Annotated in this window: 19 protein-coding genes and 3 tRNA genes; 9 read left to right on the top strand and 13 right to left on the bottom strand. The window is 57.6% G+C overall.

Features of this window, described 5'->3' with window-relative positions; translation table 11 throughout:
* Window positions 1-36: 36 nt before the first annotated feature.
* Window positions 37-1,623 (bottom strand): APC family permease, encoded by a 1,587-nt coding sequence (locus tag GS605_RS05950; RefSeq protein ID WP_171632760.1) that lies wholly within the window; start codon window positions 1,621-1,623, stop codon window positions 37-39.
* Between the two features lie 112 nt (window positions 1,624-1,735).
* Window positions 1,736-1,810 (bottom strand) — tRNA-Val (locus GS605_RS05945).
* 180 nt (window positions 1,811-1,990) lie between these two features.
* On the opposite strand from GS605_RS05945, the gene GS605_RS05940 reads away from it, so the two are divergent.
* The 3 genes from GS605_RS05940 to uvrA all read left to right on the top strand — a co-directional run bounded on the left by GS605_RS05940 (window position 1,991) and on the right by uvrA (window position 5,224).
* Window positions 1,991-2,067 (top strand) — tRNA-Asp (locus GS605_RS05940).
* 44 nt (window positions 2,068-2,111) lie between these two features.
* A tRNA-Asp gene (locus GS605_RS05935) sits at window positions 2,112-2,188 on the top strand.
* Window positions 2,189-2,365: 177 nt separating this feature from the next.
* Window positions 2,366-5,224, top strand: a complete 2,859-nt coding sequence (uvrA, locus tag GS605_RS05930) for an excinuclease ABC subunit UvrA (protein ID WP_171723348.1) — start codon at window positions 2,366-2,368, stop codon at window positions 5,222-5,224.
* Between the two features lie 16 nt (window positions 5,225-5,240).
* On the opposite strand, the gene GS605_RS05925 is transcribed toward uvrA, so the two are convergent.
* From GS605_RS05925 to GS605_RS05905, 5 genes are all read right to left on the bottom strand, one after another.
* Complete coding sequence (locus tag GS605_RS05925) at window positions 5,241-5,564, bottom strand: hypothetical protein (protein ID WP_171632755.1); 324 nt, start codon at window positions 5,562-5,564, stop codon at window positions 5,241-5,243.
* A 108-nt stretch (window positions 5,565-5,672) separates the two neighbouring features.
* The gene (gene mmsB / locus GS605_RS05920; RefSeq protein WP_171723347.1) at window positions 5,673-6,545 is read right to left on the bottom strand and encodes a 3-hydroxyisobutyrate dehydrogenase; all 873 of its coding nucleotides are present in this window, start codon (window positions 6,543-6,545) and stop codon (window positions 5,673-5,675) included.
* Window positions 6,546-6,548: 3 nt separating this feature from the next.
* Window positions 6,549-7,589, bottom strand: a complete 1,041-nt coding sequence (locus GS605_RS05915; RefSeq protein WP_171723346.1) for an enoyl-CoA hydratase/isomerase family protein — start codon at window positions 7,587-7,589, stop codon at window positions 6,549-6,551.
* Between the two features lie 7 nt (window positions 7,590-7,596).
* Window positions 7,597-8,739, bottom strand: coding sequence for an acyl-CoA dehydrogenase family protein (locus GS605_RS05910; RefSeq protein WP_171632745.1), 1,143 nt, complete (start codon window positions 8,737-8,739; stop codon window positions 7,597-7,599).
* 112 nt (window positions 8,740-8,851) lie between these two features.
* Window positions 8,852-9,967, bottom strand: coding sequence for a carboxylate-amine ligase (locus GS605_RS05905; RefSeq protein ID WP_171723345.1), 1,116 nt, complete (start codon window positions 9,965-9,967; stop codon window positions 8,852-8,854).
* A gap of 137 nt (window positions 9,968-10,104) precedes the next feature.
* Here GS605_RS05905 and GS605_RS05900 point away from each other — a divergent pair, with 137 nt between their 5' ends.
* Together GS605_RS05900 and GS605_RS05895 are read left to right on the top strand one after the other, a co-directional pair.
* On the top strand, window positions 10,105-10,956 hold the full coding sequence (locus GS605_RS05900) for a class I SAM-dependent methyltransferase (RefSeq protein WP_171723344.1): 852 nt from the start codon (window positions 10,105-10,107) through the stop codon (window positions 10,954-10,956).
* A gap of 71 nt (window positions 10,957-11,027) precedes the next feature.
* Complete coding sequence (locus tag GS605_RS05895; protein ID WP_152457864.1) at window positions 11,028-11,504, top strand: fasciclin domain-containing protein; 477 nt, start codon at window positions 11,028-11,030, stop codon at window positions 11,502-11,504.
* 68 nt (window positions 11,505-11,572) lie between these two features.
* On the opposite strand, the gene GS605_RS05890 is transcribed toward GS605_RS05895, so the two are convergent.
* The gene (locus GS605_RS05890) at window positions 11,573-12,172 is read right to left on the bottom strand and encodes a L,D-transpeptidase (RefSeq protein ID WP_171632735.1); all 600 of its coding nucleotides are present in this window, start codon (window positions 12,170-12,172) and stop codon (window positions 11,573-11,575) included.
* 189 nt (window positions 12,173-12,361) lie between these two features.
* The gene (locus tag GS605_RS05885; RefSeq protein WP_171632733.1) at window positions 12,362-13,861 is read right to left on the bottom strand and encodes a CoA-acylating methylmalonate-semialdehyde dehydrogenase; all 1,500 of its coding nucleotides are present in this window, start codon (window positions 13,859-13,861) and stop codon (window positions 12,362-12,364) included.
* A gap of 104 nt (window positions 13,862-13,965) precedes the next feature.
* On the opposite strand from GS605_RS05885, the gene GS605_RS05880 reads away from it, so the two are divergent.
* The 3 genes from GS605_RS05880 to coaD all read left to right on the top strand — a co-directional run bounded on the left by GS605_RS05880 (window position 13,966) and on the right by coaD (window position 15,943).
* Window positions 13,966-14,868 (top strand): LysR family transcriptional regulator, encoded by a 903-nt coding sequence (locus tag GS605_RS05880; protein WP_152457867.1) that lies wholly within the window; start codon window positions 13,966-13,968, stop codon window positions 14,866-14,868.
* 60 nt (window positions 14,869-14,928) lie between these two features.
* Window positions 14,929-15,366 (top strand): CBS domain-containing protein, encoded by a 438-nt coding sequence (locus GS605_RS05875; RefSeq protein ID WP_171632726.1) that lies wholly within the window; start codon window positions 14,929-14,931, stop codon window positions 15,364-15,366.
* Window positions 15,367-15,451: 85 nt separating this feature from the next.
* The gene (gene coaD, locus GS605_RS05870; protein ID WP_152457869.1) at window positions 15,452-15,943 is read left to right on the top strand and encodes a pantetheine-phosphate adenylyltransferase; all 492 of its coding nucleotides are present in this window, start codon (window positions 15,452-15,454) and stop codon (window positions 15,941-15,943) included.
* On the opposite strand, the gene gap (GS605_RS05865) is transcribed toward coaD, so the two are convergent.
* From gap (GS605_RS05865) to gap (GS605_RS05855), 3 genes are all read right to left on the bottom strand, one after another.
* Window positions 15,935-16,939: a type I glyceraldehyde-3-phosphate dehydrogenase gene (gap, locus tag GS605_RS05865; RefSeq protein WP_171632724.1), complete on the bottom strand. Its 1,005-nt coding sequence runs from the start codon at window positions 16,937-16,939 to the stop codon at window positions 15,935-15,937. The genes coaD and gap (GS605_RS05865) overlap by 9 nt on opposite strands.
* Window positions 16,940-17,021: 82 nt before the next feature.
* The gene (locus GS605_RS05860) at window positions 17,022-17,165 is read right to left on the bottom strand and encodes a hypothetical protein (RefSeq protein ID WP_171632722.1); all 144 of its coding nucleotides are present in this window, start codon (window positions 17,163-17,165) and stop codon (window positions 17,022-17,024) included.
* 72 nt (window positions 17,166-17,237) lie between these two features.
* A complete protein-coding gene (gene gap / locus GS605_RS05855) occupies window positions 17,238-18,239 on the bottom strand; it encodes a type I glyceraldehyde-3-phosphate dehydrogenase (RefSeq protein ID WP_152457871.1) in 1,002 nt (333 codons plus the stop codon).
* 181 nt (window positions 18,240-18,420) lie between these two features.
* Between gap (GS605_RS05855) and GS605_RS05850 the strand changes: the two genes are divergently transcribed.
* Complete coding sequence (locus tag GS605_RS05850) at window positions 18,421-19,380, top strand: DUF808 domain-containing protein (protein ID WP_171632720.1); 960 nt, start codon at window positions 18,421-18,423, stop codon at window positions 19,378-19,380.
* 56 nt (window positions 19,381-19,436) lie between these two features.
* On the opposite strand, the gene tkt is transcribed toward GS605_RS05850, so the two are convergent.
* Window positions 19,437-21,461 (bottom strand): transketolase, encoded by a 2,025-nt coding sequence (gene tkt / locus GS605_RS05845; protein WP_171723343.1) that lies wholly within the window; start codon window positions 21,459-21,461, stop codon window positions 19,437-19,439.
* Window positions 21,462-21,506: the final 45 nt, after the last annotated feature.

Below are 21,506 nucleotides of genomic sequence, written 5' to 3'. Positions count from 1 at the left end.
GAGAATGAAAAAGGCGGGGCGAATGCCCTGCCTTTTTTACAATCCAATGACGGGTTGCTTTGCATCAAGTATTTCTTCTTCGGCTATGTATTCATTGAATTTTTTCGATGGCAGTGCCGAGCGGACGGCAAGAACAAAAATGATCGACGAAAACAGGATACAAAGTAGAAGGTCCCACCCAAACGGGATCTGTTTCAACGATCCGGCTCCGAATTGCCCAAGGAATGAGATCAGCCCAAGGCCTGAGAAATAAGGCACAAGCCACAGAGCCTCGGTAACGTCCATTTCATCCAAACGTCCCCGGAACCGGATCAGCAACAGAATTTTCCCGACAATCAGCGCAATGCCAAGCCGCCAGACCGTGTCCCATCCGCTCCAATAGACGATCAGCGTGGCGATGGCGAAAGCGGACAGCGCGACAAGACGCACGGCCGGTATTCGGATCGATCTGGGATGATCTGGCATAAGGTTTCTCAGGCAAACCACGGCGATGGGCCCGACGGCAAATGACAAGACGATGGCCGCACCGTTCAAGGCAATGACGGTGGTAAAGGGTACTGTCAGCAGGAAAACCGTTCCGATCACAAAGTTCAGCCCCAGCGCCCACAGTGGAACCCCGAAAGACGATAAAACCTGCAACCGTCTGGGCAGGAACCCGTTTTTTGAAAGGGCGAGGGCGATACGGGCGTTCGACCCGGTTGCGACCAGCCCGTTTCCAAAAGGGCCTATCACGGATCCGACATTCAGCAGGCTCAGAAACCAGACCAGCCCAACGGACATGATGATGGCGTCCAGTGGTCCTTCACCCCCAAAGCTCAACTGTGCCCATCCTTTGGACAGCATGGATGGGTCCAGCGCACCGATGAAGGCCACTTGCAAGCCAAGGTAGATGATGGCGCACAGAACTATCGACAACACCAATGCGGCCGGAATTGCAAATTTTGGATTTCGAACTTCGCCAGCCATATCAACTACATGGCGAAAGCCGATGAATGAAAAAATAACGCCCCCGGTGGAAACGGCGGCCATGATTCCCTGCGCGCCGTAGGGCGCAAAACCATCGGGCTGTGTGAAGTTCTCGGTGTTGAACCGGCTTGCGACAAGCAGAACGGACAGGACAACTGGTATGGCGATCTTGGCCCAGGTCAGCGCAGCATTGACGCGCGTGAAGAACTTGACCCCAAGCGCATTCACCGCGACGAACAGCAGCATGAAAACCAGCGCGACGAAAATACCCGCCCCGGTTAAATCACCTGTCTCGGCCGTATGCAGCCAAGGCGCATACGGCGCCAGGTACTTCAACATGGCCTCGACTTCGATGGGCGCTGTGGTGTTGTAGCCGATCCAGGCAGTCCATCCCATGGCCATCGAAACGATGTTGCCATGCGAAAACTGAGGCACGCGCGCGATCCCTCCGGGAATGGGCAGCATGGCGGAAATCTCTGCGAAGGTGATGGCCAAAATGAACATGGCAACCGCGCCGATAATCCACGAGATCGTAGCCGCGGGCCCTGCATGCTGAACGGCCAGAAGGGGGCCGAATAACCAGCCCGAACCGATGATTCCTCCGACTGAAATGAAGGTCAGTCCCAGAAGGCCAATGTCGCGCTTCAACCCCGTCATGGTGACCTCAGCGTTTGCGTGTGGCCTGTTGTCAGGCCAAATAGGACACGATAGCCGTGGAACGCGCGACGTGGCAAGACCGCTGGCTCCAAGCGAAAATCCGAAAAGGGGGTGGTGGGTGATAAGAGATTTGAACTCCTGACATCTTCGATGTGAACGAAGCGCTCTACCACTGAGCTAATCACCCATGACATGCGGTCATATCTTCCGCGGGGGTGCACTGCAAGGGAAATTGAGCAATTCGCGCGGGCAAAAAACAGCGGGCAAACAAAAAACTGGATTCTGACAAAAAACTTCAAAACGCCGCTTGACGCTGCCCGACCGTGGCCATAATACACCCAAACGTTCAGCAATGAACATGCAGCGGGCGGTTGTAGCTCAGTTGGTTAGAGTACCGGCCTGTCACGCCGGGGGTCGCGGGTTCGAGCCCCGTCAACCGCGCCATCGCTGCCTACCTTGGTCCAGGACAAAGGCCATGAAATAGATGCGCGGTTGTAGCTCAGTTGGTTAGAGTACCGGCCTGTCACGCCGGGGGTCGCGGGTTCGAGCCCCGTCAACCGCGCCATTTTCCCCTTAAAATCATAAGTTCGCCAGATAGCCAGGCATTGAGCTGTTCGATTCCATGCCCATCGTTTGATTTGGTCGGCGAAAACCTGTACGTTCACTAAATGTTCTAACTTTTCTGTTGGAGACTCGGGCAAGCTCGCCTATCTCTAAACCACTTGTTTGTTGGGGGCCGGAAATGGCTGAGCTGAAGAATATAGAGGTGCGCGGCGCGCGCGAGCATAACCTCAAAGGCATCGATGTCGATATCCCTCGGGATCAGTTGGTGGTGATCACCGGGCTGTCCGGTTCGGGGAAGTCGTCGCTGGCGTTCGACACGATTTATGCCGAAGGTCAGCGCCGTTATGTCGAAAGCCTGTCCGCCTATGCGCGGCAGTTTCTCGACATGATGGAAAAGCCTGATGTTGACCATATCAGTGGACTGTCTCCGGCGATCTCCATTGAACAGAAAACGACCTCGAAGAACCCGCGTTCGACTGTGGGGACCGTCACCGAGATCTATGACTATCTGCGTCTGCTCTTTGCCCGCGCAGGCACGCCGTACAGCCCGGCCACCGGCCAGCCGATCGAGGCGCAACAGGTGCAGGACATGGTCGACCGCATCATGGCGATGGAGGAGGGCACGCGGGGGTATCTGCTGGCTCCGATCGTGCGCGACCGTAAAGGTGAGTACCGGAAGGAATTTCTGGAACTGCGCAAGCAGGGGTTCCAGCGTGTGAAGGTGGATGGTGAGTTCCACGAGCTGGATCAGCCCCCGACATTGGACAAGAAGTTCCGTCACGATATCGACGTTGTGGTTGACCGCCTGGTTGTTCGTGAAGGCATGGAAACGCGTTTGGCCGATAGCCTGCGCACCGCTCTGGATCTGGCGGACGGAATCGCGATTCTGGAAACCGCCCCACGAGAAGGAGAGCCGGAACGAATTACCTTCAGCGAGAATTTTGCCTGCCCGGTCAGTGGTTTCACTATCCCCGAGATTGAACCGCGCCTGTTTTCGTTCAATGCGCCATTCGGAGCCTGCCCGGATTGTGACGGCTTGGGGGTCGAGCTGTTCTTTGACGAGCGTCTCGTGGTGCCGGATCAGACACTGAAATTGTATGACGGGGCCCTGGCGCCGTGGAGGAAAGGCAAGTCGCCGTATTTCCTTCAGACCATCGAGGCCATCGCGCGTCATTATGAGTTTGACAAGAACACGCCCTGGAAAGACCTGCCCAGCAAAGTGCAGCAGGTGTTCCTGCGGGGCTCGGGCGATGAGGAGATCCAGTTCCGCTATGACGAGGGCGGACGCGTGTACCAGGTGACACGCAGCTTCGAAGGCGTGATTCCGAATATGGAACGGCGTTATCGCGAAACGGATAGCGCGTGGATACGCGAGGAATTCGAACGGTACCAAAACAACCGCCCGTGCGGCACCTGCGAAGGGTATCGTCTGCGCGCCGAAGCCTTGGCCGTGAAGATCGCGGGACTGCATGTCGGTCAGGTGGTGCAAATGTCCATCCGCGAAGCGCTTGCCTGGATCGAGGATGCTCCGAACCATCTGAGCGCTCAGAAGAATGAGATCGCCCGGGCCATTCTGAAGGAAATCCGTGAGCGGCTGGGATTCCTGAATAATGTTGGTTTGGAATACCTTACGCTGTCTCGTTCAAGTGGAACCCTGTCAGGCGGCGAAAGTCAGCGCATTCGTCTGGCAAGCCAGATCGGATCAGGCCTGACCGGGGTGCTTTACGTATTGGACGAGCCCTCGATCGGCTTGCACCAGCGTGACAATGACCGGTTGCTTGGTACGCTCAAGAATCTGCGGGATCAGGGCAACACCGTGATTGTTGTCGAACATGACGAGGAAGCCATCCGCGAAGCCGATTATGTGTTCGACATTGGCCCCGGTGCGGGTGTGCATGGCGGGCAGGTGGTCAGCCACGGCACGCCCAAGCAGATCGCTGCGGACGCGGCCTCGATCACGGGGCAGTATCTGTCGGGCGTACGCGAGATTCCAGTGCCCGCCGAGCGGCGCAAGGGGAACAAGAAAAAGGTAACGGTCGTAAAGGCTTCGGGTAACAACCTCAAAGACGTGACGGCCGAGTTTCCCTTGGGCAAGTTCGTTTGTGTCACGGGGGTATCTGGTGGCGGTAAGTCGACCCTGACGATTGAGACGTTGTTCAAGACCGCCTCGATGCGCCTGAATGGCGCGCGTCAAACGCCTGCGCCGTGTGAGACCATCAAGGGTTTGGAGCATCTGGACAAGGTCATCGATATCGACCAGCGCCCGATCGGGCGGACTCCGCGATCGAATCCGGCAACCTATACCGGGGCCTTCACCCCGATCCGCGACTGGTTCGCCGGGCTGCCCGAGGCGAAAGCGCGGGGATACAAGCCGGGCCGTTTCAGCTTCAACGTGAAGGGCGGCCGCTGTGAGGCCTGTCAGGGGGACGGCGTCATTAAGATCGAGATGCACTTCCTTCCCGACGTCTATGTCACCTGCGAAACCTGCAAGGGCGCGCGGTACAATCGCGAGACGCTCGAGATCAAGTTCAAGGGCAAGTCCATTGCGGATGTGCTTGATATGACGGTGGAAGATGCGCAGGAGTTCTTCAAGGCCGTGCCCTCGATCCGAGACAAGATGGATGCGCTGGCCCGGGTTGGTCTTGGCTATATCAAGGTGGGTCAACAGGCGACCACGCTGTCGGGTGGTGAGGCGCAGCGCGTGAAACTGTCCAAGGAACTGTCGAAACGATCAACCGGGCGGACGCTCTATATTCTGGACGAGCCGACCACGGGTCTGCATTTCGAAGATGTACGCAAGCTGTTGGAAGTGCTGCATGAATTGGTCGACCAGGGCAATACCGTCGTGGTGATCGAACATAATCTGGATGTGGTCAAAACCGCGGATCATATCATCGACATTGGACCTGAAGGTGGTGATGGCGGTGGCGAAATCGTCGCCACCGGAACACCGGAAGACATAGTCGATGTTGAACGCAGCCACACCGGGCGATACCTGAAGCCGATGCTGAAAGGCGCGCGCGTCGCGGCAGAATAACTGCCCAGACGCGGCCTCAGTTCAGAATATCTGCGATCGCGCCGATCAGGTTCAGGACTTTGCGCGTCTCGGGGTCGACCCGGTACACGTAATCACCTGCACGGACATATGAATAGTTTCGGTTCAACCCATAGCGATAGGGGTCATTGATCCAACGGTAGTCGTTGGTAATGAAGTCTCCATCTCGGTAGATTTTCTTAGCCTGACCAGGCGGCACACAGGGAACGGATTTCTTGGCCAGACCCGGAGGGCAATGCCCGGCCTTGTTCTTTGCCGCCGCGGCAACCGGGGAAAGGGCCAAAGCCGCCAGAGTTGCCGTCGTCACCAAGAATCTCGTCATGTCGCCTTCCTTTGCGATTTGGCCAGCCGGGGCCATTTGTTCATGACTGCCTAGATGGTCACTTGCCCAATATCTGTCAAATCGTTGGGCAAGATGCCGCCAGTTGTCTTATTCACGTCCGCGTTTTTCGAACCGTGGCAACATGGCACTGAAATCGCGTCCCTTGCCGTCTTCGGTCTCGACGAATTGCTCGTAAAGAGCAGTCGCGGCCTGTCCCATCGGTGTATCCGCATCCGCACTGGTTGCGGCCTGTTGGCTGAGGCGCAGGTCCTTCAGCATCAACTCGGCTGCAAATCCAGGAGTATAGTCATTGTCGGCTGGGCTGTGCGGGCCAACGCCCGGGGCAGGGCAATAGGCGTTCATTGTCCAGCTGTATCCGGATGAGGTGCTTACCACATCGAACATCTTTTGGCGGTCCAGACCCAGTTTGTCGGCCAGGGCAAAGGCCTCGCACGTGGCGATCATGGTCACTCCGAGGATCATGTTGTTGCAGATCTTGGCGGCTTGGCCGGCTCCGGCTTCGCCGCAGTGAACCGCTTTCTGCCCCATGATGTCGAACAGAGGAGCCGCCTTTGCAAATGCGTCGTCTGACCCGCCGGCCATGAATGTCAGGGTGCCACCTGCCGCGCCGCCGACACCCCCCGAAACCGGAGCGTCCACGAACAGCAGACCGGCGCCGCTGGCCTGTTCCGCGACTGCGCGTGCACTGTCCACGTCAACTGTCGAGCAATCGATCAGCACGGCACCCTTCGCCATGGCGGGAATGATCTGATCTGCAACGGCCCGCAGGATGGCGCCATTCGGCAGCATGGTTATGACTGCATCGGCAGAGGCGACGGCTTCTGTCGCGGTATCGGCTTGAGTCACCCCGTCAACGACAACACCGGCCGTGTCGAATCCGAGAACCTGATGGCCAGCCTTTACCAGGTTGGCCGCCATGGGCGCCCCCATGTTTCCCAGCCCTATGAACCCGATCTGCATCTCTCAGTCCTCCTCGAATGTCAGGGTGTCCGCACCCAATGGCTGCAACATTTTCGAGACGGCCACCAGGGGGACGTCCGTATCGGAAAACTGCCAGTTCGGGTTGCGGTCTTTGTCTATGATCTGCGCGCGGATACCTTCCAGAAAATCACCATGCTCCATCGCCCGGTGGGTAAAGCGGTATTCCATCTCCAACGCGCGCCGCATGGTCAGAGAGGGGCCACGCAGACGGTGCAGCATCTCGATCGTGCAGGCCACGGAAAGCGGCGCGTTTTTCATTATTTTTTCCAGAGTTTTGTCTGCAAATTCCTGATCGTCATTGCGCAGGCTGATCAGGATGTCGCCCAGAGTTTCACCGGAAAAATGTTTGTCGATTTCCATCAGCACCCCTGCCAATTCACCATTGGGTGGTGTTTCGGCATGTTCGGCCACCAGTTTCGCATTTCCAGACGCTTCCAGAATTTCGATCAGATCAGACCATTGCGATTGCGGGATGAAATGGTCGGCAAACCCCGCAAAGATCGCGTCCGCAGGCCCCATCCTGAAGCCCGTAGTCCCAAGGAATTCACCCAGCCGCCCCGGTGCGAGGGCCAGCATCAGTGACCCGCCGACATCCGGAATCAAGCCAATCGAGCATTCGGGCATGGCAATCCTGGAGCTTTCTCCGACGACACGGTGGCTGCCATGGCAGCCGATGCCGACACCCCCGCCCATGGTAAACCCCTGAAGAAAACTGATGACTGGTTTGGGATATTCGAAGATCAGGGCATTCAGACGATATTCGTCCCGCCAGAACTTCTGACCATACGCATAATCTTCTTTGGTGCCCGTTTCATAAAGTTCGGCGATGTCGCCCCCTGCACAAAAGGCTTTTTCCCCCTCGGCGTCCAGAACGATCAGGTCAACGGCATCGTCTTCCCGCCAGTTGCGCATCGCCGTGTCGATGGCCATGCACATGTCATAGCTCAACGCGTTCAGCGCTTGGGGACGGGTGAGGGTGATGCGACCGGCACGGCCTGTGGTGCGAATTTCAATGTCTGACATCGGGGCCTCAGCGATTGGCGAGCATTTGACGCGCGACGATCACGCGCATAATCTCGTTCGTGCCTTCCAAAATCTGATGCACGCGAAGATCGCGCACAAGCTTTTCGATGCCGTAATCCGCAAGATATCCGTACCCGCCATGCAGTTGCAGGCACTGATCCACCACCTTCGACCCGGTTTCGGTTACGAATTTCTTCGCCATCGCACAGAATTTCGTGGCATCGGGCGCGCCGTTGTCCAGTTTCCACGCCGCCTGACGCAGGAAGGTGCGTGCCGCCTGTAATTCGATCTCCATATCCGCCAGACGGAACTGAAGGGCCTGGAACTGATCGATGGATTGGCCGAACGCCTTGCGCTCGGACATGTATTGCAGGGTCATATCCAGCCCGGCCTGAGCAGCCCCAAGAGAACAGGCCGCGATATTGAGACGTCCGCCATCGAGGCCCATCATCGCGTATTTGAAGCCGTCGCCTTCGGTGCCCACGAGGTTGCCAGCGGGAATTTTGCAGTCGTCGAATTGAACCTGCGCAGTGGGTTGGCTTTTCCAGCCCATTTTCTGTTCCAGCGCCCCAAAGCTGAGCCCCGGCGTGCCGTCCTCGACATAGACGGTCGAGATCCCCTTGGGCCCGTCCTGACCGGTGCGTACCATGCAAACATAGGCATCCGAATAGCCACCGCCCGAGATGAACGCCTTGGTACCGTTCAACGTATATCCTTCGTTGGTGCGTTCGGCGCGGGTTTTCAAGGCCGCCGCGTCAGAGCCGGAACCGGGCTCGGTCAGGCAATAGCTCAGAACCGTATTCAGGCTCAGAACATCCGGCATGATGCGCGCCTTTAGGTCATCATCCGCGAAATTGTCCAACATCTTGGCGCACATGTTGTGGATCGACAGGAAGGCGGCGACTGAGGGGCAGGCCATCGACAGCGCCTCGAAAACCAGCGTGGCATCCAGGCGGGTCAGATTTGACCCTCCGCTTTCCTCGGATACGTAAAGCGCGCCGAAACCAAGCTCGCCTATCTGGGGCCACAAGGTTTTGGGAATGGTTCCGTCCGCCTCCCACTGGCGCGCAAAGGGGGCGATGTTTTCCTGCCCGAACGCGTGCGCCATGTCGAATATGGCTGTTTGCTCCTCGCTGAGTGCGAAATCCATGACGCTCCCTCCCGTCGGCAATGAATTGAACGGTTGTTTATTTCTGAATTCTTACAGAAATTTTGCAGGCGCAACAATGAGTCGGTTGAAACGGGTCGCAAGCCGGAAACGTTCAGAGATCGGCGTGAAATTCCTCGATCAGGTGGCGCACGACGGCTTGGCCGGGATCATCACCGCGCGCTGATGCCTCGGCATGAATACGGCGTTGGCGCGTGGCGGAAGTGCCGTTTTCCGCGATCTGCCTGAGCTGTGCAAGCTCGGTCATCGTGCCAAGTGCTTCGGAGTCTTCTGCCAACAACCCCATGAGGTCGCCGATCAGTTCAGACATGGGTTTGACTGACCGGTCGCCGAAATCGATCAGCCCTTCACCCACTCCGTAGCGCTGTGCGCGCCAGCGGTTTTCACCGATCAGGAAACGATCATATTGCCGCCAGCGCAGGTTGCGATCCTTCAGACGGCACAGCATCCGGGTCAATGCCTGAACCAGTGCCGCCAACGACAAAGTGTGCTCCAGACGGGGTTGAACATCCATGATCCGCGTTTCCAAAGTTGGGAAACGATGTGAGGGGCGCAGATCCCACCAGATCTTTGTGGTGTCTTCGATGACCCCAAGCTCGACCAGAATGCCTGTGTTCCGTTCATACTCGCCCCAGCTGGCGAACACGGGCGGCAGCCCGGTGCGGGGCAGGTTGTCGAACACCGTCAGCCGGTATGAAGACAGGCCGGTATCCTCGCCGTTCCAATAGGGCGAAGACGTGGACAACGCCAGAAGATGAGGAAGAAAATATGACAGTTGCGGCATTAGATCGGCACGCAGGGCTGGGTCCTCGACTCCAACATGTACATGCATCCCGCATATCAGCATCCGCCGGGCAACGCCGCCCAATGCATGTTGCAGCGCGTCATACCGTTCTTTCCGGGTGTGGTGTTGATCCTTCCAGTTGGCGAACGGGTGGCACGAGACGGCGATAGGGGACAGGTTGTATTCGGCGGCCCGTTTCGAAACGCATGACCGCAGCCGCTTCAGGTCTTCGCGCGCCGAAGCGACCGTGGCGTGTGGTCTGGTTCCAACCTCGATTTGACATTGCAGGAACTCGGGGCTGACCTGACCTTCGAAATCGCTTTGGCAGGCCGCCATCAGCGCTTCGGGGGCTTCGGACAATTGCAGGCTGTCACGATCCACCAACAGGTATTCTTCTTCGATCCCGAGTGTAAATTCCTGCTGCATGGGGCCCCTCACAGTTGTCCGTTCCATCAGTGAATACGGAAATTTACGTTTTGCCAAGGGTTTGACAGGCTTGCCCTTGCAGAGAAACGGTTCGCAACGGTAAGGAACATTGCATCACAGATCGCGGAGCCAGCGCCTTGAAACCCAGAAAATTCCCGAAGATCAATGCCGCCCTTGAAGAATTGGGGGTGAAACTGGTCGACAGAGTTACGGAACAGGATGAACGGGCGCGGCTGGAAGCCTTCGAAGCGGCGGGTGGGTTGACGCGCCCCGCTTATGCTTTGTCGCCAGGGATGGAGGGGTTCGACATCTCTCAACTTGTGGCGGAATACGAGCGTCACAAAGCTGCCCTGGAGGCGCTGAAAGATCCCGCACGCAACCAGACCGGTTATCGTACCGGCAATGGTTACTATGACAGCCCGGATGCGGATGCATTGTATCTGATGATCCGCCGTTTTCAGCCCAAACGCGTGATAGAGGTCGGATGCGGCAATTCCACCCGTGTGACCCGTCAGGCAATCATCGATGGCAATCTGGATACCACCATTACCGCGATTGATCCGTACCCTCGCGCCGATATTGCCCATGTGGTCGACCGGTTCGAACAAAAACGTCTTGAAGAAACTGACCCGGCGCTATTCGCAGAGCTGGAGACCGGAGACATTCTGTTCATCGATTCCAGCCATGTTGTGCGGATGAGCAACGATGTCGCACATCTGTTCTGCCGCATTATACCGTCTCTGAATCCCGGGGTGGTGATCCACGTTCACGATGTTTTTTTGCCCTACGAATATCCCAAGCGCTTCTTCTATGATTGCCCAGGCTGGGGAGAGCAGTACGTATTGCACAGCTTGCTGCAATCTGGCGCGTATTCAATGCTTTGGCCGGGGTATTACCTGCAACAGGATCGGCCTGATGCCGTTGTTGCCTTGCCGTTCCTGGCCGAGGGGCGGGCGCAAAGCATCTGGGTGCAGCTCAAAGAAAACTGAAACCAAAGTGATCCATTGCGGCAAAAGGTCCGTAACCCTTTCCATAACACGCTGGAGAGGAGAAGACAGCTATGTTCCGTCGTACATTCATGGGCGCAGCCGCCGCACTTGCTTTTGCTATGCCGCTCAAAGCTCAGGCCGCTGATATCGTCGACACCGCCGTTGCCGCCGGGTCGTTCAATACTCTGGTCGCCGCCGTTCAGGCTGCAGGCTTGGTTGACACCCTGAAAGGGGATGGTCCGTTCACGGTATTTGCACCCACAGACGAAGCCTTTGCTGCGCTTCCTGAAGGCACTGTCGAGACGCTTTTGAAACCAGAAAACAAGGATCAACTGGTCGCGATTCTGACCTATCACGTGGTACCGGCCAAGGTTATGTCTGGAGATATCGCGGGCAAACGCGCCAAGGTTCTGACTGTTCAGGGCGACCGGCTGAGCGTCAACGCCAAAAACGGCGTGAAAGTGAACGACGCCAAGGTCGTACAGGCCGACATTGAAGCCAGCAATGGCGTCATCCACGTCGTCGACGCGGTAATCCTGCCGGAATAAGTGCCGTCTTCCGAAGACAAGAAAGCCCCGGCGACCGACCGGGGCTTTTGCGTTTTAGAGAGGGTGGATCAGACCAGTCGAACCTGTGTGCCAACTTTTACCAGCGGATACAGCTCTTCGACATGCTGGTTGTACAGGCCAATGCAACCGGACGAGCTCTGACGACCGATCTTGCGCGTGTCGTGCGTGCCATGGACAAGATAGGCAGGCCAACCCAGATACATGGCGCGGGTTCCCAGTGGGTTGCCGGGATCGCCACCTTCCATCCGAAGTGGCAGCGAAGGGTCACGTTCGCGCATTGATGCCGTAGGTGTCCAGCTTGGGAATTCGGTTTTACGCACAACTTTCGTGTACCCGCGTTTGGTAAGCTCTTCGCTCATGGGCACGGAACTTGGGTACAGTTTGTAGGTGCCGTCAGGCCCCCAGTAATGGACGGCGCGGCTGGTGATGTCGGCCAACAGGCATCCAACGCCCAATTCATCGAAATGGTCCTGCCAACTCTGCTGCGAGAAGGACGATATATTGCGTCGGACCGGCAATTGCGTACTGATCGCGTCTTCCGTTTCAGGGAAAGCATCCGTGCTTTGTGCCCGAACAAGGGCAGGTGTTGCCACCAAAGAGGCCACGCCCAGCAAGGCAGAGCGACGGGTTATACGAGATTGGGACAAGGTTGCCTCCGATAAGTTCACTGCTCAGTACAATGTTCACGCCAAAATATGGGTGTTGGTTGGATTTTTCCAGAGTGAACCACTTGAATTTCCTGTGACCGATTGGACGAAAGCAGGTTTTTCGGCGGAAAGATGCAAAAAGCCCGGCCGTTGAACGGGCCGGGCTTCAAGCGTCATGAAACTGTAGGATCAGTCCATTGCTTTGAAGTTAAACTCGCCACCTTCCTTGATGCCAGACGGCCAGCGTGCGGTCACGGTTTTGGTGCGGGTGTAGAACTTGAAGCTGTCCGGGCCGTGCTGGTTCAGATCGCCGAACATGGATTTCTTCCAACCGCCGAAGGTGTGATAGGCCAGCGGAACCGGGATCGGAACATTGATGCCGACCATTCCGATGTTTACACGGCTGGCAAAGTCACGTGCGGTATCACCATCGCGGGTAAAGATCGCGGTGCCGTTTCCGTACTCGTGATCCATCGCCAGTTTAAGGGCCTCTTCGTAAGAACCCGCGCGCACGGTGGACAGAACCGGGCCAAAGATTTCCTGTTTGTAGATGTCCATCTCGGGCGTCACGTTGTCGAACAGGTGCGGGCCGACAAAGAAACCGTCCTCATAGCCTTGCAGGCTGAAGTCGCGGTTGTCGACAACCAGTTTCGCACCCTGTTCGACGCCTGAATTGATCAGGCCCAGAATGCGCTGTTTCGCGGCCGCTGTTACTACAGGGCCCATGTCGACATCGTCACCAGCGGTGTAGGGGCCCACTTTTAGCTTTTCGACGCGCGGGATCAGCTTTTCGATCAGCTTGTCTGCGGTTTCTTCCCCAACGGGAACCGCGACAGAGATTGCCATGCAGCGTTCGCCGGCCGCACCGAAACCAGCGCCAACCAGCGCGTCCGCGGCCTGATCCAGATCGGCGTCGGGCATGACGATCATATGGTTCTTGGCACCGCCGAAGCACTGTGCTCGTTTCCCATTCGCGGTTGCGCGGCTGTAAATATACTGTGCGATCGGGGTTGAACCCACAAAGCTGACGCCTTGAATAATCTCGCTGTCGAGGATGGTGTCGACAGCTTCCTTGTCGCCGTTTACGACCTGGAAAACGCCTTTGGGCAGGCCGGCTTCGACGAACAGTTCAGCCAGCATCAGGGGCACGGACGGGTCGCGTTCGGACGGTTTCAGAACAACGGCGTTACCGCAGGCCAGAGCAGGGCCAACATGCCAGAGCGGCATCATGGCCGGAAAGTTGAATGGCATGATCGAGCCGACAACGCCCAGAGGCTGGCGCATGGAATACATGTCAATGCCGGGGCCCGCGCTGTCGGTAAACTCACCCTTGAGCATCTGCGGCGCGCCAATGCAGTATTCGATCACTTCCAGACCACGCTGCAAATCACCCTTGGCGTCAGGGATGGTTTTGCCGTGCTCGCGACTCAGCGCTTCGGCCAGTTTGTCCATGTCGCGGTTCATCAGGCCGACCATGGCCATCATGACGCGCGCGCGCTTTTGCGGGTTGGTTGCGCCCCATGCGGGCTGGGCCGCAGCGGCGGCCTCGATCGCGGCGGTGGTTTCCGCTGCACTGGCCATCGGGCACTTGTATTGAACTTCACCCGTTGCCGGGTTGTAGACGTCGTCGAAACGACCGGACGTTCCGGCGACCATTTCGCCGTTCAGGAAATGGGTCAGGTTTTGCATCAATAGCTCCTCCGATAGATTTGCGCGCAGAATAGGCTTGCAGAAATCCCGCGAACAGAGGCAATGTCTCAAAAGAGTTTTGCAAAAATGCAAAAGGGATCAAAATGACCCCAAATTGGGATGATATGCGGATATTCTTGGCTGTCGCGCGCGAGGAAAGCCTGTCATCCGCTGGTCGTATCCTGAAGATCGACCCGGCCACCGTTGGTCGGCGCATTGCGCGCCTGGAGGCGACGCTGGATTCCACATTGTTCACCAAGTCGCAGCAAGGCTATGTTCTGACCCCGGCGGGACAGCGGCTGTTGGAACACGGGCTGCACGCAGAAGAAGCGATGCGCGCGGCGGCCGGGGCGGTAACAGGACCAACGAAAACCCTGAGCGGGCAAATCCGGATTGGCGCGCCGGACGGCAGTGCCAACTATCTGCTGCCGCAGGTGTGTGCCAAAATCAGCGACGCAAACCCTGATCTGGACATTCAGATCCTGGCGCTTCCGCGTGTGATCAACCTGTCCCGTCGCGAGGCGGATATGGCGGTTACGGTCAGTGCGCCGACCGCCGGTCAGCTGCTGGTGAAGAAAATCAGCGACTACAAGCTGCACATGGTCGCGACCGAAGAGTATCTGAAGCGACATGATCCGATCCGGAGCATAGCTGACCTGAAGGGCCACAGGTTGATCGGCTATATCCCTGATATGATCTTTGACCGGGAACTTGACTACCTGAATGACATTGGCGTTGACCGTGTCGCTCTTGCATCGAATTCGGTATCGGTTCAACTGCGGCAGGTCTGCCTGGGAACAGGGGTTTGCGTGGCGCATGATTTCACGTTGCCATTCCACCCGGGGCTTCGGAAAATCCTGACGGATCAAGTGAGTTTGACGCGCAGCTTCTATCTGGTCAGGCATCAGGGTGACCAGCGCAACGAGCGGTTGAACCGCTTTGCGGATGCCCTGACACGCGGTATTCGCGATGAAGTGCTTCGTTTGGAAGCAGGCCCCGACGCTTGACAGGTCGCGGCAATCGCGCAACGCTTTGGAATAAGTGTTATTATTCCGGAGGTATTCTTCATGCTAGTTCAGGCCATCCTGAAGTCCAAAGCGACAGATGGTGTCGTGACCGTGGCGTCAACGGCGACAGTCTCAGAGGCCTCGAAGATTCTTGCGGACAAGCGCATCGGTACGGTCGTTGTTTCCGACGATGGTGGCAATACCGCGGTCGGCATCCTGTCAGAACGTGACATCGTCCGGGAATTGGCGGCCAGCGGCAGTGGTTGTCTGAACCAACCGGTTAAGTCTTATATGACCCAGAACCTCGTCACGGCGACGCGCCAGACCACCGTGGAAGACATCATGTCCCGTATGACAGAGGGGCGATTTCGCCACATGCCGGTGGTTGAAGACGGAAAACTCGTAGGTATTGTCACTTTGGGTGATGTGGTGAAGGCTCAGCTTTCCGAACTTGCGATGGAAAAAGATGCCCTTGAAGGCATGATAATGGGGCACTGACGACAAGGGTTGCCCAAGCAATCACTTGCACCTGCAGCAAAGTTATGTTTGCTTGCGCAGAAATTTTGTTGCGCAGGAGGGCGCGATGCGGGTTGGATTGTATCCTGGAACCTTTGATCCCATCACCATGGGGCACATCGATATCATCCGTCGGGCGGCAGCTTTGGTGGACAAACTGGTTATCGGTGTGGCCATCAACCGGGACAAGGGCCCTCTGTTCTCGCTGGAAGAGCGCGTGGCCATGATCGAAGCGGAATGCGCCCGGCTGTCCGAGCAGACCGGAACCGAAATCATCGCGCACCCCTTCGAAAACCTGCTGATTGATTGTGCGCGGGATGTAGGCGCACAAATCATCGTGCGCGGCCTGCGTGCGGTTGCCGATTTCGAATACGAGTTTCAGATGGTCGGCATGAACCGGGCTCTGGACGATTCGATCGAGACCGTGTTCCTGATGGCCGAAGCGCGCCATCAGGCGATCGCGTCCAAGCTGGTGAAGGAAATCGCCCGGTTGAACGGGGACGTGTCGAAATTCGTCACGCCCCGTGTCAATGATGCGCTGAAAAAAAGGTTAGGCTAGGGCACCCATTGCGGCCGCCGTATCAAGCATCCGGTTCGAAAAGCCCCATTCATTGTCATACCACGCCAGCACACGAACCAGCGTGCCATCAGTAACCTTGGTTTCAGCCAGTGACACGGTCGAGCTGTGCGGGTCGTGATTGAAGTCGATGGAAACCAGAGGACGGCTTTCCGCGGCAAGAACGCCGGGGATTTTGGCAGCCGCATCGACGAACAGTTGGTTGACCTCTTCTTCGGTCGTGGGGCGTGAAACCTCGGCCACAAGATCAACGACCGAGACATTCGGGGTTGGAACGCGGATGGCCTGACCGGTCAGTTTTCCTTTGAGTTGCGGCAGCACCAGGCCCACGGCAGCGGCCGCACCGGTTGTCGTAGGGATCATCGACAGCGCTGCCGCTCGGGACAGGTAGGGATCTTTTCCCACTGTATCATGCACAGGCTGGCTGGCGGTATAAGCGTGAACAGTGGTCATGTTGCCGTGCTTGATACCAAGGCCGGCATCCAGAGCGGCAGCAACAGGAGACAGGCAGTTGGTGGTGCAGGATGCGTTTGACACCACCAGATCATCGGCGGTCAGTTCGCCATCGTTGACGCCAAAGACGATGGTTTTCACACCGCCGTCACCTCGGGCCGGGGCAGAGATCAGAACTTTCCGGGATCCGTTCTTGAAGTGACGTTCCGCCGCCTCGCGCGTACGAAACACACCCGTACATTCCAGAACGACGTCAATATCCGACCAGGGCAGATCCTCGGGGTTGCGCTCGTTACTCAGCCGAATTGGACCACGACCCACGTCCAGACCTGCATCGCTGAGCGTAACCGGGTTGGGATAGCGGCCGTGAACGCTGTCAAATTCAAACAGGTGCGCGTTCATTTCGGGTTTTCCAAGATCGTTGATCGCGACGATCTCAACGTCTGTACGTCCGCTTTCCATCACCGCGCGCAGAACCCCGCGCCCGATCCGTCCAAATCCGTTGATCGCCAGTTTCAAGGTCATGGTCTGCTCCGTCCAAATGTCTCAGTAAGATGAGTTAGCGCTAACAATGACAGATCAAGCGAAATGTCAAGGAAAACCTCTGTCAGCGCCAGAAAGCGAGCCAGTCCAGAAAGTCGTAAAGCTTCTTTCCGAGGAAAAGCAGATGTTCGGTGCCGTACAGCGCTACATCCAACATGATAACGCCGAGAAGAAGAAGGCCGAGCCAGATAGCGATTTGGTTGGTCATGGCTGTCCCGAACGTAAAATGCCCGCTCAGATAACCTGAGCGGGCATCAAGGTACAAGCGAAGTCCGAAGGGTCAGTTAAGGCGGCCCATCGCAACAGCTACGTCGGCCATACGAACCGAGAAGCCCCATTCATTGTCATACCAGGCCAGAACGCGGACCATGCGGTCATCGACGACGCGGGTCTGATCCGGTGCAAAGATCGAGCTTTCCTCGGTGTGGTTGAAGTCGGTCGACACCAGCGGAGCGGGCTCATATCCCAGAACGCGCTGCATCGGGCCTTTGGCGGCCTCTTCGACGATCGCGTTGATTTCCGCCGTGCTTGTGTCGCGTGAGGCACGGAACGTCAGGTCCACCGCCGAAACATTCGGGGTTGGGACGCGAATGGCGGAACCGTCCAGGCGGCCTTTCAGGTTCGGCAGAACTTCACCCAGCGCCTTGGCGGCGCCGGTCGAGGTCGGGATCATCGACATTGCAGCAGCGCGGGCGCGGTAGAGGTCGCTGTGGCGACGGTCCAGTGTCGGCTGGTCGCCTGTGTAGGCGTGGATGGTCGTCATGATACCGTGTTCGATACCGACGCCCTCGTCCAGCACCTTGGCCAGCGGGGCGAGGCAGTTGGTCGTGCACGAACCGTTCGAAACCATGTTGTCATTGGCGGCCAGCGTGTTGTGATTGACGCCGAAAACGATGGTCTTGTCCACGTTCTTGCCCGGAGCCGACAGCAGTACCTTGCCGGCGCCACGTTCCAGATGCGTTTTGGCCTTCAGGCCATCGTTGAACTTGCCGGTGCATTCGAGGACGACGTCACAGCCTTCCCAGTCCAACTCGGTCATGTCGTAGGTCGAGAACATCTGCATCGGGCCGCGACCCAGATCCATGGTATTGCCGTCAATGGTGACGTCGCGCGGAAAACGCCCGTGAACACTGTCATATTTCAGCAGATGCGCCGAGGTTTCCAACGGGCCAGTTGCGTTGACTTTGATCACTTCGATGTCGTTGCGCCCGGACGCGGCGATGTGCGACAGGGTGCAGCGGCCAATACGGCCAAAACCATTGATACCGACCTTGATGGTCATATGACGTCTCCAGATGCGCTTGCTTTGAGGGCCATATAACGGCGAAAAGGGAATCTCAAAAGGGCAAAAGCGGCATATTTTTAAGGTGTTAGCGCAAACCTGCGCCGGTTGCGCTAACGCTTGCGCTAGCCGTTGGATCAGGTAGGGTCCGGTTGGCGACAGCAGATTGAAGGGAAACGCGATGAGTGGTCTTTTGGCCCTGTTGGATGATGTGGCGGGCATTGCCAAGGTTGCGGCGGCATCAGTGGACGATGTGGTTGCGGCGGCAGGCAAAGCGGGGGCCAAAACCGCCGGTGTGATCATCGATGACGCAGCGGTGACGCCGAAATATGTGCAGGGTTTCGCCCCGGCGCGCGAGTTGCCGATCATCTGGCGCATCGCGCGCGGCTCGATCTTCAACAAGATTATCCTGTTGCTGCCGGTGGCTCTTTTGCTTGCCAATTTCGCGCCGTGGCTGATCACGCCCTTGTTGATGCTTGGCGGGTCATATTTATGTTTTGAAGGGGCCGAGAAGATTTTTCATGTTCTGTTTCCTCATGGCAGCCATGTGATTGAGGACGACATGAAAATCCGCGATCCGGGCCACCTGGAGGAGCAAAAGGTCAAGGGCGCCATCAAGACTGATTTCATCCTGTCTGCCGAGATCATGACCATTGCACTGGCGGCGATCGAAGCCCCGAACCTGTGGATGCAGGCCGCTACGCTGGCTGTTGTCGGGATCGGCGTGACGGTGGCCGTCTATGGATCCGTCGCGTTGATCGTGAAAATGGATGATGTGGGACTTTTTCTGGCGCAGAACGCGCCAACACCTATCGGTCGCGGTCTGGGCCGAGGGTTGGTCAAGGCAATGCCCGGGGTGATGAAAACACTGTCCATTGTCGGAACTGCCGCGATGCTGTGGGTGGGGGGCTCGATCGTCATCCACGGGATGGAGGTTCTGGGTTTTGGCTGGCTGGGCCATCATATCCATGATTGGGCCTATGCCATTGGACATTCCGTGTCTGATCAATGGGTTGGTGCGGTTGAGTGGGTATCCAAGGCCACGATGGATGGCGTATTTGGTTTGGCTTGGGGATTGGTTTTGATCCCGGTGGCAACCAAGATAATCATGCCCCTGTTCAGCAAATCCGAAACGCATTGAAACCAAAATGAAAAGAGCGGCCAAAGCCGCCCTTTGCTCGATCAGAAGGGACTGTCTTACAGTCCCAACAATTCCTTGACCTTGGCCACAGTTGCTTCGGCCGTAATGCCGAAATGCTTGTACAGCTCACCGGCAGGGGCCGAGGCACCAAAGCTGGACATGCCGATGAAGCCTGCCTTGGCTTCGCGGCCACGCTCGCCCAGCAGCCAGCGATCCCAGCCACCGGCGCGCACGGCGGCCTCGATGCCGACGCGGACCGGACCGGCAGGCAGTACCCGCTTGCGATAGGCTTCGTCCTGCTCGGCGAACAGCTCCATGCAGGGCATCGAGACGACGCGGGTGCCGATGCCTTCGGCTTCGAGCATCGCTTTGGCTTCCATGGCCAGCGAAACCTCGGAACCTGTTGCAATCAGGATCGCCTGACGCTTGCCCTCGGCCTCGGCCAGAACATAGGCGCCTTGTGCGGTCAGGTTCTTGGTCTTGTGATCCTTGCGCACGGTCGGCACGCCCTGGCGGGTCAGCGACAGGACCGAGGGGCTGTCCTTGAAGGTCAGCGCCAGTTCCCAGGCTTCGGCGGTTTCGATCGTATCGGCGGGACGGAACACATAAGTGTTCGGCGTCGCGCGCGAGATGGCCAGATGTTCCACCGGCTGGTGGGTCGGGCCATCCTCGCCCAGACCGATCGAGTCATGGGTCATTACGAAAACCGACGGGATCTTCATCAGCGCCGCCAGCCGCATGGACGGGCGGGCATAATCGGTGAAGGCCATGAAGGTACCGCCATAGGGGCGGATACCGCCGTGCAGCGCCATGCCGTTCATCGCAGCGGCCATGCCGTGCTCGCGAATGCCGTAATGGATATAGCGGCCCTTGCGGTTTTCCGGCAGGAACACGCCCATATCAGCCGATTTTGTGTTGTTCGATCCGGTCAGGTCAGCCGAGCCGCCAACAGTCTCGGTCATGATCGGGTTCACGACGTTCAGAACTTTTTCGGACGAGGCGCGGGTGGCCAGTTTCGGCTGCTCTTCAGACATCTGCTTTTTGAACGCACGAATGGCGCCAGCCAGCCGCTTGGGGGCCTCAAATGCATAGGCGCGTTTGAATTCGGCCTGTTTCCTCTCGGAAAGCTGGGCAAAACGTTCTTCCCAAGCCCCACGTTCGTCTGCGCCGCGTGCACCAATGGCTTCCCAAGCGGATTTGACGTTGGCTGGAACTTCGAATGTGTCGTGCGGCCAACCATAGGCCTCTTTCGCGGCTTTCAGCTGATCCTGATCCGTCAGTGCCCCATGACCTTTCGAGGTGTCCTGCGCAGCATGACCCAGAGCGATATGGGTTTCACAGGCGATCATGGTTGGTTTTTTGGACTTTTTCGCCTGAACAATGGCCGCATCGATGGCCTTGGGGTCATGGCCGTCGATTTCAATCACGTGCCAGCCAGAGGCCGCAAACCGGCGGACCTGATCGGTGCGATCAGCGATATCGACAGTGCCGTCGATGGTGATGTTGTTGTTGTCCCAGAAGACGATCAGTTTGCTCAGCTCATGGCGGCCGGCCAAAGTGATCGCTTCCTGACTGACGCCTTCCATCAGACAGCCGTCGCCCGCGATCACGTAAGTATAGTGATCCACGACCTTCTTGCCGTAATGCGCGCGCTGGATTTCCTCGGCCATGGCGAAACCCACGGCATTCGAGATACCCTGACCAAGCGGGCCGGTCGTGGTTTCAACACCATCGATCAGAAAGTTTTCTGGGTGGCCCGCGGTCTTGGCGCCCAACTGGCGGAAATTCTTGATCTCTTCCAGCGTCACGTCGGCATGACCGGTGAGATAGAGAAGTGAATAGACCAGCATCGAACCGTGACCAGCCGACAGGATGAACCGATCGCGGTCCGGCCAGTTCGGGGCCGAGGCGTCGAATTTCAGGTGCTTTTCGAACAGAACGGTCGCAACATCGGCCATGCCCATCGGCATGCCGGAATGGCCGGAATTTGCGGCGGCGACGGCGTCAAGGGTCAGGGTGCGGATGGCCGCAGCTTTGTCCCAGTGTTCGGGGTTGGCTTTGCGCAGCGCAGTCAGGTCCACGGGCGTTGTTCCTTTGGATAAAAAGCAGATTGCGCGCTCAATACC

Source organism: Ruegeria sp. HKCCD7559 (assembly GCF_013110575.1).
GTDB lineage: Bacteria > Pseudomonadota > Alphaproteobacteria > Rhodobacterales > Rhodobacteraceae > Ruegeria.
This window is presented reverse-complemented; position numbering and strand designations above follow the sequence as displayed.